Origin of the sequence: Proteus sp. CD3 (assembly GCF_008808075.1) — a bacterium.
GTDB lineage: Bacteria > Pseudomonadota > Gammaproteobacteria > Enterobacterales > Enterobacteriaceae > Proteus > Proteus appendicitidis.
In genome coordinates, this window is record NZ_CP019686.1 from 3,831,798 (window position 1) to 3,843,151 (window position 11,354).

Annotated in this window: 12 protein-coding genes; 6 read left to right on the forward strand and 6 right to left on the reverse strand. The window is 39.5% G+C overall.

Annotated features, from left to right (window positions below):
• Positions 1–6: 6 nt before the first annotated feature.
• On the forward strand, positions 7–1,032 hold the full coding sequence (gene tdh, locus BTA34_RS17075; RefSeq protein WP_151436567.1) for an L-threonine 3-dehydrogenase: 1,026 nt from the start codon (positions 7–9) through the stop codon (positions 1,030–1,032).
• Between the two features lie 51 nt (positions 1,033–1,083).
• Here tdh and BTA34_RS17080 read toward each other — a convergent pair whose 3' ends face one another.
• From BTA34_RS17080 to rimO, 3 genes are all read right to left on the reverse strand, one after another.
• On the reverse strand, positions 1,084–2,043 hold the full coding sequence (locus tag BTA34_RS17080) for a divergent polysaccharide deacetylase family protein (protein ID WP_151436568.1): 960 nt from the start codon (positions 2,041–2,043) through the stop codon (positions 1,084–1,086).
• A gap of 2 nt (positions 2,044–2,045) precedes the next feature.
• Positions 2,046–3,338 carry a murein hydrolase activator EnvC gene (gene envC / locus BTA34_RS17085; RefSeq protein WP_151436569.1) on the reverse strand — a complete coding sequence of 431 codons (1,293 nt, stop codon included), beginning with the start codon at positions 3,336–3,338 and terminating at the stop codon, positions 2,046–2,048.
• Between the two features lie 215 nt (positions 3,339–3,553).
• Positions 3,554–4,882: a 30S ribosomal protein S12 methylthiotransferase RimO gene (gene rimO, locus BTA34_RS17090; protein ID WP_151436570.1), complete on the reverse strand. Its 1,329-nt coding sequence runs from the start codon at positions 4,880–4,882 to the stop codon at positions 3,554–3,556.
• 359 nt (positions 4,883–5,241) lie between these two features.
• Between rimO and BTA34_RS17100 the strand changes: the two genes are divergently transcribed.
• The 5 genes from BTA34_RS17100 (at position 5,242) to BTA34_RS17120 (ending at position 8,710) form a co-directional block, all read left to right on the forward strand.
• Positions 5,242–5,679 carry a rhodanese-like domain-containing protein gene (locus tag BTA34_RS17100; protein WP_072070515.1) on the forward strand — a complete coding sequence of 146 codons (438 nt, stop codon included), beginning with the start codon at positions 5,242–5,244 and terminating at the stop codon, positions 5,677–5,679.
• A gap of 69 nt (positions 5,680–5,748) precedes the next feature.
• A complete protein-coding gene (gene secB / locus BTA34_RS17105) occupies positions 5,749–6,219 on the forward strand; it encodes a protein-export chaperone SecB (RefSeq protein WP_006534205.1) in 471 nt (156 codons plus the stop codon).
• The gene (gene gpsA / locus BTA34_RS17110) at positions 6,219–7,235 is read left to right on the forward strand and encodes an NAD(P)H-dependent glycerol-3-phosphate dehydrogenase (protein WP_151436572.1); all 1,017 of its coding nucleotides are present in this window, start codon (positions 6,219–6,221) and stop codon (positions 7,233–7,235) included. Before secB ends, gpsA begins: the two co-directional genes overlap by 1 nt.
• Positions 7,236–7,328: 93 nt before the next feature.
• A complete protein-coding gene (gene cysE, locus BTA34_RS17115; protein WP_036914561.1) occupies positions 7,329–8,150 on the forward strand; it encodes a serine O-acetyltransferase in 822 nt (273 codons plus the stop codon).
• On the forward strand, positions 8,150–8,710 hold the full coding sequence (locus BTA34_RS17120) for a serine acetyltransferase (protein ID WP_151436573.1): 561 nt from the start codon (positions 8,150–8,152) through the stop codon (positions 8,708–8,710). The genes cysE and BTA34_RS17120 overlap by 1 nt, the downstream gene beginning before the upstream one ends.
• A gap of 74 nt (positions 8,711–8,784) precedes the next feature.
• Here the strand turns inward: BTA34_RS17120 and trmL are convergent, their stop codons facing one another.
• Genes trmL through BTA34_RS17135 form a run of 3 tightly spaced genes read right to left on the reverse strand, consistent with a single transcriptional unit; the run spans position 8,785 to position 11,316 of the window.
• On the reverse strand, positions 8,785–9,288 hold the full coding sequence (gene trmL, locus BTA34_RS17125; RefSeq protein WP_036933349.1) for a tRNA (uridine(34)/cytosine(34)/5-carboxymethylaminomethyluridine(34)-2'-O)-methyltransferase TrmL: 504 nt from the start codon (positions 9,286–9,288) through the stop codon (positions 8,785–8,787).
• A 33-nt stretch (positions 9,289–9,321) separates the two neighbouring features.
• A complete protein-coding gene (locus BTA34_RS17130) occupies positions 9,322–10,113 on the reverse strand; it encodes a glycosyltransferase family 2 protein (RefSeq protein WP_151436574.1) in 792 nt (263 codons plus the stop codon).
• A gap of 36 nt (positions 10,114–10,149) precedes the next feature.
• Positions 10,150–11,316: a nucleotide sugar dehydrogenase gene (locus BTA34_RS17135; protein ID WP_151436575.1), complete on the reverse strand. Its 1,167-nt coding sequence runs from the start codon at positions 11,314–11,316 to the stop codon at positions 10,150–10,152.
• Positions 11,317–11,354 lie beyond the last annotated feature (38 nt).

Here is an 11,354-nt window from a genome sequence, read left to right on the forward strand (position 1 = left end):
TACTCTATGAAAGCATTGTCAAAATTAAAAGCACAAGAAGGTATTTGGATGACTGATGTTCCAGTACCTGAACTTGGTCATAACGATGTGATGATCAAAATTCGTAAAACAGCAATTTGTGGTACTGATGTTCATATTTATAACTGGGACGAGTGGTCACAAAAAACAATTCCTGTTCCTATGGTTGTGGGTCATGAATATATCGGCGAAATTGTTGCGATAGGACAAGAAGTGAAAGGTTTTAATATTGGTGATCGCGTCTCTGGTGAAGGGCATATCACTTGTGGTCATTGTCGTAATTGTCGTGGTGGTCGTACGCATTTATGCCGTAATACCATTGGAGTGGGTGTAAATCGCCCAGGCTGTTTTGCTGAATATCTGGTTATCCCTGCCTTTAATGCCTTTAAAATCCCAGACAATATTCCTGATGAATTAGCCGCTATTTTTGACCCATTTGGTAATGCTGTTCATACCGCGTTATCTTTTGATTTAGTGGGTGAAGATGTGCTGGTTTCTGGTGCTGGTCCCATTGGGATTATGGCTGCGGCAATCTGTAAACATGTGGGTGCGCGCCATGTGGTGATCACGGATGTTAATGAATATCGCCTTGATCTCGCGAAAAAAATGGGGGTTACCAGAGCTGTAAATGTTAGCAAAGAAAACCTAATCGATGTGATGAAAGAATTGGGTATGATCGAAGGTTTTGATGTGGGATTAGAAATGTCAGGCGCACCTCCTGCGTTTCGTACCATGCTTAATACCATGAATCATGGCGGTCGTATTGCGCTTTTAGGTATTCCACCTTCTGATATGGCAATTGATTGGGGGCAAGTTATCTTTAAAGGCTTGTTTATTAAAGGTATCTACGGTCGTGAGATGTTCGAAACATGGTACAAGATGGCGACACTTATTCAGTCTGGTCTTGATCTCTCTCCGATTATTACGCATCAATTCCCAATTGATGAATTCCAAAAAGGCTTTGATATCATGCGCTCAGGTCAATCAGGTAAAGTGATTTTAGATTGGCAGTGATAGGTAACAACTAAGCCCAAAAAGAGCCTTAAAAGGCTCTTTTTTGTTGCATTATTTTTCAACTTCGCCGATTTCCTTTGGCGTAGGCGGTATTTTCTTTTTTTCTGAGGAGCTAAATCCGCTTGATAAGGTATTAATCAACGTGCTTTTTTTCATCGAAATAATGGCTTCTTGTGCGGGTTTTAACCAAGACGCAGGTTTTGGCTCTTGTGGCTGTTCTGTTGGTGGTGTGACTTTGGGTGGTTCTGGTTGTATTGGTTTTTCTGTCTGTGGTTTTAATAGAGCACTCGGTGCAACCAGTTGAATATCCGCAGGTAATAAAGGCAACTGTTGCTGTAATGCTCTAACGGTTGAAGGGTGAGGGTGCCCAATCGCAATTGCAGAGCCATTTTTACGCGCTAAAGCAATCGCACGAGCTAACTGTTGGCGAGTTTCAGCTTCGGTTTGTACGTTATCTAAGAAAACATGACGGCGTAAAGAGGGAACACCCGCAGCTTTTGCAGCAATCGCAGCTTGAGTATTACCAATAGTCACGCTATCTAAAAAATAGAGGTTTGAGTGATTAAGGGCTTTGATGACTCTATCCATTGCTTGTCTATCGGATGTCATCGCACTACCCATATGGTTATTCATACCGACAGCGTAAGGAACATTACTAATAGCATGCTGAATAATGCGGTTAATTTCAGCCTGATCCATAGACGGTTTTAGGGTATCGCGCTCCAGAGGTTGTTTGCTAATGGGCGCCATTGGCATATGGATCAGAATTTCTCGTCCTTGTGCATGGGCTTTTGTTGCCACTTCTTTACCATGAGGAGAATCAGGCAAAATGGCGATAGAAACAGCCGTAGGAAGTTGTAAAACTTGGTTATCTTCTTTTTTTCGATAACCAAAATCATCAATCACAATGGCTAATTTGGCTGCAAATGCGGGAGTGCTCACAACCAGGCTTAGCAACATTAAACTGAGTAGAAAAGAGCGCTTGCGTTGTAATGTGCCAAGTAATTCCAAACCTACCTCCCAAGCCAAGGAACAGGGTTCACTGCTTTTCCTTGACGTCTGATTTCAAAATAGAGTGCTGAACGCTCTTGCCCACCACTGTTACCCACTAAAGCAATAGGTTGACCAGCTTTAACCTGTTGACCAACATTCACTAAAGCACTTTGGTTATAACCATAAAGGCTCATATCACCTTTACCGTGTTCAACCACAACCACTAAACCATAACCTTGAAGCCAGTCAGCTAATAACACTCGTCCATCAGCAATGGCTTTTACTTCTGTACCCTGTGCCGCGGGTATCACAATACCTTTCCAACGTAATTCACCAGAGCCAGAAATAGACTCACCAAAACGGTGTAATAAAGAGCCTCTGATTGGCCAAATCGCTTGTCCGGCTGGTTTACCTAAACCGCCTGTACGTGACATTAATGACTGCTCTTCGGCGGTAGGTTTATAGGTTGAACCGCGTTGTTGGGCTTCACGCTGTTTGGCCGCAATACGTGCCGCTTCTCGGGCTTCACGCTCTGCTCGTGCTTTGGCTTCACGCTCAGCTTGCGCAATTTTATTTCTTAATTGCGCTTCGTTAGCTCGCATCGTCGCTAAGTTTTTCTGATCAGCCTTTAAGGTTGATTCAAGTTGAGTCAGTGTTTTTTGTCGAGCGGCTAAGGCATTATCCAGCTTTTGTTTTTCTTGCTGTTGTTTTGTTAAAGCTTGTTTTTGCTCATTCTGTTTTGCTTGCTGCGCTGCTTTTTCGGCTTCAAGCTCTTTTGAGGTTTGAGCAAGCTCTGCCATTGTTTCTTTCCGCGCATCATTAATATAGCTGTAATACGCTAAAATACGCTCTTCACGCTGACCTTCTTCACCACGAAATAGAAGCTCTATACCTTGGTGCTTACCTTGACGATAAGCCGCATCCATTTGGCGCGCTAATAATTCTTGTTGAGACTGATACTGTTTTTGTAAGCGTGCAATATTGGCGGTAATGGTTTTGATCTCTTTACCCAATGTTTGTAAGCGGTTTTGGGTTTCATGCACAGATCGACCTGCACTAGAGATTTGAGTTTCTTGTGTTTTTAATTGATTAAGAAGGGCTGTACGTTGTTTTTGTTGTTCTTGAACCTGTTTTTCTTTTTCTGCAATCGTAGTTTGTAGATCTTTTAGCTGATTGCGGTTATCCGTTAGTGTGTTAGCAAAAACAGGGGATGCAGAAAAGAGAGCGGTGCTAATAAGCAACGTGATTAACGGTAAAGAAAATACACGATAAGACGGATGTGTTTTTTTTTGAAGATCCATTTTCTCTGCCATCTGACCAACGTACCTTTCATAACAGTTTGTAAGATTATTTCATGTCACCAAACAACTGACCAGCTAACACGAAATAAAGCCGAAATTTCAGATAATACCTAATAGGTAATCTATTCAATTAATAACAGATTATAAAGCAATAATAATAGGAGAGAGGAAAAAAGAGGTATTCTGTGTGACAGCGCAATAGAATATCACGCTGTCCACAAGAGAGATTATTCGACGATAGTACCCCAAAGGTCATATTCGTCAGCATGTTCAATAAGAACACGCACGATTTGCCCCGGCTCTACATCAAATTGCTCATTGAGGTAAACAGCACCATCAATTTCAGGCGCATCTGCCATACTACGGCCAATCGCACCTTCTTCATCCACTTCATCAATCATCACCAGTAACACTTTGCCGATTTTCTCTTGCAGGCGTTCAGTCGAAATTTGTTGCTGTAATTGCATAAAGCGATGATAACGTTCTTCTTTCACTTCTTCAGGCACTTGATCTGCCAGTTCATTTGCTTTCGCACCATCAACAGGGCTGTATTTAAAGCAACCAACTCTGTCTAAACGTGCTTCGGTGAGGAAATCCAATAGCATTTGGAAATCTTCTTCTGTTTCACCAGGAAAACCAACAATAAAGGTAGAACGTAAGGTTAATTCAGGGCAAATTTCACGCCAGCGTTTTACACGCTCTAGAGTACGCTCAACAGAACCTGGGCGTTTCATCAGTTTTAAGACTTTCGGGCTGGCATGTTGCAATGGAATATCCAAATAAGGCAAAATTTTGCCTTCAGCCATTAAAGGAATGACATCATCAACATGTGGATATGGATAAACATAATGTAAACGAACCCAAATGCCTAATTTTGCCAGTTGTTCACATAAACTGACCATACTGGTTTTGACAGGCATACCATCCCAAAAGCCCGTTTGATGTTTAGTATCAACACCATAAGCAGAAGTATCTTGAGAGATAACCAGTAACTCTTTTACACCCGCATTAACTAATCTTTTAGCTTCACCTAATACTTCACCAATAGGACGACTGTCTAAATCGCCTCGCATCGATGGGATAATGCAGAAAGTACAACGGTGATTACAGCCTTCAGAGATTTTTAAATACGCGTAATGACGAGGCGTTAATTTGACACCCTGTTCAGGAACAAGGCTGAGAAAAGGATTGTGATCAGGTTTTGGTACATAGTGGTGAATATGAGATAAAACTTGCTCATAACTATGAGGTCCTGTGATTTCGAGTACTTTAGGGTGGACTTCACGAATTTGGTTCTCTTTTGCACCTAAACAGCCAGTAACAATGACTTTACCGTTTTCATCGAGTGCTTCACCAATCGCTTCTAGCGATTCTTGTACTGCGCTGTCAATAAACCCACAGGTGTTGACGATGACTAAATCAGCATCATTATAGGTAGGAACAACTTGATAACCTTCTGTACGCAGTTCGGTTAGGATACGTTCAGAGTCCACTAAATTTTTAGGGCAACCTAATGAAACGAATCCAATTTTAGGCACTTGATTTGTTTGCGACATGCTCGTGTTCTCAATACTTTTAAATAAATAACAGATAGTTGTTGTATCTCAGACAGGTATAAATCTTACGTAAAATGGGCGATTTTATACGTAAGTAGCCATTATAAGGGATGCTGATTTATTAATAGCTTGCCTGAAGAGGGATCCTGTAGAGTAAAAAGGCAATGCCTTTTTAATTCATCATTTTTCACGGAACCGGCGCTAATGGTACATAAATCCGTCAATAAAAAAAATGATTGTTGAGAAACTTTCCGCAAAAATAGAAAGAGAAACGCAGGAATAGGCTGTAATTGCGCCATGACAAAGGTATACTTTGGCTCTTTGATACTATTTTTAACCAACGAGAGTGATTGCATCCTATGCTGCAAGAAGTAATGCAATTTTTCAACCGGCACACCCTGTTAAGTTTTGTCTGGGTCGCGTTGCTGGTGGCGGTCATTGTATTGACCTTTAAAGGGCTTTTTTCTAAGACGAAAAATATTTCCCGTACAGAAGCGATTTCTTTGATAAACAAAGAGAATGCGGTGTGTGTTGATATCCGTAGCCGTGATGAGTTCCGTAAAGGGCACATCATTGATTCTATCAATTTAACGCCTTCTGAAATCAAAAATAATAATATTGCTGAGCTGGAGAAATATAAATCACAGCCAGTTATTGTTGTGTCACCATCAGGTATTGAAGGTGCAAAACCTGCAGAAAGCCTAACTAAACTCGGTTTTGAAAAAGTCTTTATCTTAAAAGATGGTCTTTCAGGCTGGAGTGGTGAGAATTTACCACTGGCTAAAGGTAAAAAGTAACGAGCGGGCAGATTGAGTTCTATACTTACTGCTATTCAATTAATAAGGATATAAAAAGGTAAGATTATTATGTCAGAACAGCAAAACCAAGAGATGACTTTTCAAATTCAACGTATCTATACAAAAGATATCTCTTTTGAAGCGCCTAATGCCCCACAAGTTTTCCAAAAAGAGTGGCAACCAGAAGTTAAATTAGATCTGGATACTTCTTCTAATACTTTAGCTGAAAACGTCTATGAAGTTATTCTGCGCGTGACTGTAACCGCAACAATGGATAACGAAACTGCATTCCTGTGTGAAGTTCAACAAGCAGGTATCTTTACCGTTGAAGGTATCGAAGGCACTCAACTGGCACATTGCTTAGGTGCATACTGCCCTAACGTTCTGTTCCCTTATGCTCGTGAATGTATCACTAACTTAGTTAGCCGTGGTACTTTCCCACAACTGAATTTAGCACCAGTTAACTTTGATGCGTTGTTTATGAACTATTTACAACAGCAACAAACTGATGCCGCTAATGAAGGGGCTGAAGAAGCTTAATGAACGCTTCTATGACAGTTATCGGTGCCGGTTCATACGGCACCGCTTTAGCGATTACTTTAGCACGCAATGGTCATGACGTCGTACTTTGGGGTCATGATGCTAAGCATGTTGCTGCGTTAGAGCAAGCTCGCTGTAATCAGGCGTTTCTGCCCGATGTTTCCTTTCCTGATAGTTTATACATGGAAGCTTCTTTGCAAAAAGCAATTGAAGCCAGCCGTAATATTCTAGTTGTGATCCCAAGCCATGTTTTTGGTGATGTATTACAACAGATCAAACCCTTTTTACGTCAGGATGCGCGTGTTGTTTGGGCGACAAAAGGACTTGAGGCACATACTGGTCGCTTATTGCAAGATGTAGCGCGTGAAGTATTAGGTAATGAAATCCCGCTAGCAGTTTTATCAGGCCCTACTTTTGCGAAAGAGCTTGCGGCAGGTCTACCTACTGCGATTTCTGTGGCATCAACGGATAATACGTTCTCTGAAGAGCTTCAACAGCTTTTCCATTGTGGTAAAAGTTTCCGTGTTTATAAAAACCCTGATTTTATCGGTGTGCAATTAGGTGGTGCGGTAAAAAACGTGATTGCGATTGGTGCGGGTATGTCTGATGGTATGGGCTTTGGTGCTAATGCACGTACCGCACTGATTACCCGAGGCCTTGCTGAAATGAGTCGTTTAGGGAAAGCATTAGGTGCAGATGCAGCAACGTTTATGGGAATGGCGGGGTTAGGTGATTTAGTCTTAACCTGTACTGATAACCAATCTCGTAATCGTCGATTCGGTATGATGCTAGGCCAAGGCTTTGATGTTGATACTGCCCAAGAGAAAATCGGGCAAGTAGTTGAAGGTTATCGTAACACCAAAGAAGTTCGTGCATTAGCAGAACAAGTTGGTGTTGAAATGCCTATCACTGAGCAGATCTACCAGATTTTATATCAGCATAAAGATGCCAAAGAAGCGGCATTATCTTTATTAGGTCGTGCAACGAAAGATGAGATAGACAGTAATCTGTTCTAAGTCTATTTTAGATAGTCAGCTATTTATTTCTGTTTCAAACATAAGAAGCCTAAGTTTTTACTTAGGCTTCAATGTAAAAGAATGAGAGTGAGTATGTCGCTAGAAGAATTAAAAAGAGTCTGGGATCATATTAAAAATGAAGCAAGATGTTTGGCAGATTGCGAGCCAATTTTGGCCAGTTTCTTCCATGCGACATTACTCAAGCATGAAAATTTAGGCAGTGCTTTAAGTTATATGTTGGCGAACAAGCTGGCAACTCAGACAATGCCTGCGATTGCTGTGCGTGAGATTGTTGAAGAAGCATATCGTAGCGATAATTCTATGATTGAATCTGCCGCTTATGATATTTCTGCTGTTCGTTTACGCGATCCTGCTGTTGATAAATACTCCACACCTTTGCTTTATCTAAAAGGTTTTCATGCCTTACAAGCTTACCGCATAGCCCATTGGTTATGGGGGCAAGATCGTAAAGCACTCGCCATTTACCTACAAAACCAGATTTCAGTTACTTTTGGTGTTGATATTCATCCTGCTGCCCGTATTGGTCATGGCATTATGCTCGATCACGCAACAGGTATTGTGATTGGTGAAACGGCTATCGTAGAGAATGATGTTTCTATTTTACAGTCTGTTACCTTAGGGGGAACAGGTAAAACTTGCGGTGATCGTCATCCTAAAGTACGCGAAGGTGTGATGATTGGTGCCGGCGCTAAAATACTTGGTAATATTGAGATTGGTCGCGGTGCTAAAATTGGTGCGGGATCAGTGGTATTACATGAAGTGCCAGCACACACCACGGTTGCTGGCGTTCCTGCTCGCATTGTGGGTAAACCGACCAGTGACAAGCCTTCACTCGATATGGATCAACACTTTAATGGTGTGGTACCCGGTTTTGAATGTGGTGATGGTATTTAATGGCATTAACCGAAGTCACACTCTCTGAACTTAAGGCTTGTTTACACGCTGAATATATTGGTGATAACAAGCCTTTTAGTTGGATAAGGCTTTTGCACCGTGTTTTTTTCTGCCAACGCTCACGTTATCTATTTTGGTGGCGTGTCGCCCAATTCTTTTATTTCTCTAACCATCGTTTTCTTAAAAAATTAGGCACTCGCATTGGTGCTAACAATAATCGTAAATATTGCAACGATATCTCACTAAGAACACGTATAGGCAAAGGTCTTTCATTACCGCATCCTATCGGGATTGTACTGACTAATTACTGTCAGTTAGGTGAAAACGTGACTTTAATGCAAGGCGTGACAATTGGTGTAAAAGAGAAAGATGGCAAAGCGGATATTCGAGTCGGTGATAACGTTTATATTGGTTGTAACTCATCGATTATTGGCGGAGAGATAGTGGTAGGTGATAATGCCGTGATTGGCGCTCATGCTTTGGTGTTGAAAGATGTAGGGGAAGGGTGTCGGTATATTACGAAGGTTGTTGCTGATATAAAACGACCAGAAATAGATTAAATGACGTTTTAATATCTTTGGATTAAATAAAAAAAAGCGCTTGCTCATTATTAATGAGTAGCGCTTTTTGCATTTCAGTCTCTTAATAATGCACCAGGATAACCTAGTTGACGCCATGCCTCGAAAACTACAACTGCTACAGTATTTGACAGGTTCATACTACGGCTATCTGCAAGCATTGGAACTCTGATTTTCTGTTGTGTTGGCATATTATCCAATACATAAGGTGGCAAGCCACGAGTTTCAGGTCCAAACAGGAGATAATCTCCATCTTGATAGCTCACATTACTATGTGCTGGTGTCCCTTTTGTCGTTAAAGCAAATACACGCGCACCTGTTGGTGATTGTGCATTATCAGGATTTAAACCTTCACTTTCTAAAAAAGCATAGTAATCGTGATGTTGTTTAATATCAGCAAACTCACGATAATCAAGCCCTGCACGACGAAGACGTTTATCATCCCAAGTAAAACCCAATGGTTGGATCAAATGGAGATGAAAGCCTGTGTTAGCACACAGGCGGATAATATTACCCGTATTCGGTGGAATTTCGGGTTCAAATAAGACGATATTGAGCATATAAAGCCTAATACTGGGTATTTAAAATGAGTGTTATTTTAAAACACCTATTTTTTTAGCTAAAGATGGAAATTTAGATCTAAAAAAACCATTGAAAGCATAGTGAGAGAAATAATAAATAGAATGAAAGATATTTAATCTTTCTTCTTCTCTATAAATTCGCCATTGATACTTTGCTGCATTAAGTTTATTGGAAGAGATTGAATTTTCTCTTATATTATAATAACCAAGAGACTCATTTATCCCGTAGGCATAAGGTGTTTGTTTCAGTAGTTTTAGCCAGAGAGCATAATCTTGTCTTTTTCTTATTGATGGCATTGAAAAATCATTAAATTTCTCTTTATCAAACATTACTGTTAAACAACCAATAGAACAGACCTTTAGCATGTCTGAATAACTTACTTTTTCAGGAACCCCAATTTTACAGATAAAAGTGTTATCTTCAGAAACTCTATCATAAGCAGAAAAACAAAAATCTATCTTATTAGATAACATAAAATTAAGCTGTTTTTCTAACTTATCCTCTCGCCAATAATCATCGCTATCTAAAAAGCAAATAAAACGCCCATTAGCAAGTGATAATCCTTTATTACGAGTAATTCCAGCACCTTGGTTAGCTTCATTTTTTAATATTTTGATCCTCTCATCTTTATAAGAGGACACTATTTCAATAGTATTATCATTAGAACAATCATCAATAATTATTAATTCAAAATTTTTATAGGTTTGTCTTAGCACGGAATCTATAGACTTACATATATACTCTCCTGAATTATAGGATGGCATAATGATAGATATTAAAAAATTAGTATTTTTGGATAACATCAGAATTACAGCCTAATCTTAAGAGTAGATATATAATTAATCGTTACCAAAGAGGTCACGAGTATAAACTTTTTCTTCAACATCATTTAGTGCTGATGACATTCTATTAGTAATAATGACATCAGAGATTGATTTAAACTCATTTAAATCACGAACTAATCTCGAATTAAAGAAGGTATCTTCTTTCATTTCAGGTTCATAAATCACCACTTCGATTCCCTTGGCTTTAATTCGTTTCATAATGCCTTGGATTGATGATGAGCGGAAATTATCAGAGCCTGATTTCATAATTAAACGATAAACACCGACGATTTTTGGCGATTTTGAAATAATAGAGTCTGCAATAAAGTCTTTACGTGTGCGGTTAGCTTCCACGATTGCACTAATAATATTATTAGGGACAGAGTCGTAGTTTGCTAATAGTTGTTTAGTATCTTTTGGTAAGCAGTAGCCACCGTAACCGAATGATGGGTTATTATAGTGATTGCCAATACGCGGATCTAAACAGACACCTTCAATAATTTGTTTTGCATTTAGGCCATAAGCCTGAGCGTAACTATCTAATTCATTAAAGTAAGCAACACGCAGCGCTAGATATGTATTGGCAAATAATTTAATAGCTTCGGCTTCTGTTGAATCAGTGAAAAGAACATCGATATCTTTTTTTAATGCACCTTGTTGTAAAAGATCCGCAAATTTTTGTGCTCTTTCGGATTGCTCACCAATAACAATACGAGATGGATATAAGTTATCGTAAAGCGCACGACCTTCACGTAAGAATTCTGGGGAGAAAATAATATTATCCGTATTATATTTCTCTCTCATTTCTTTGGTAAAACCAACCGGAATTGTTGATTTAATAATCATTGTCGTGTTTGGATTATATTCTAAAACATCACGAATAACGGACTCTACAGAAGAAGTGTTAAAGTAGTTAGTTTTAGGATCATAATCGGTCGGTGTTGCAATGATAACAAAATCCGCATCTTTATAAGCGAACTCTTTATCTAAAGTTGCTGTAAAATCAAGATTTTTGGTTGCTAAAAACTCTTCAATTTCTTTATCTGAAATTGGAGAGATTTTTTTATTCAGTAATTCAACTTTTTCTTTATTGATATCTAACGCAACAACTGTGTTGTTTTGGGAAAGAAGTATCCCATTAGATAGACCGACATAGCCGGTACCGGAGATGGTGATTTTCATATTATTCCTGATTAACTTTAAGACATTTATTATTTAGA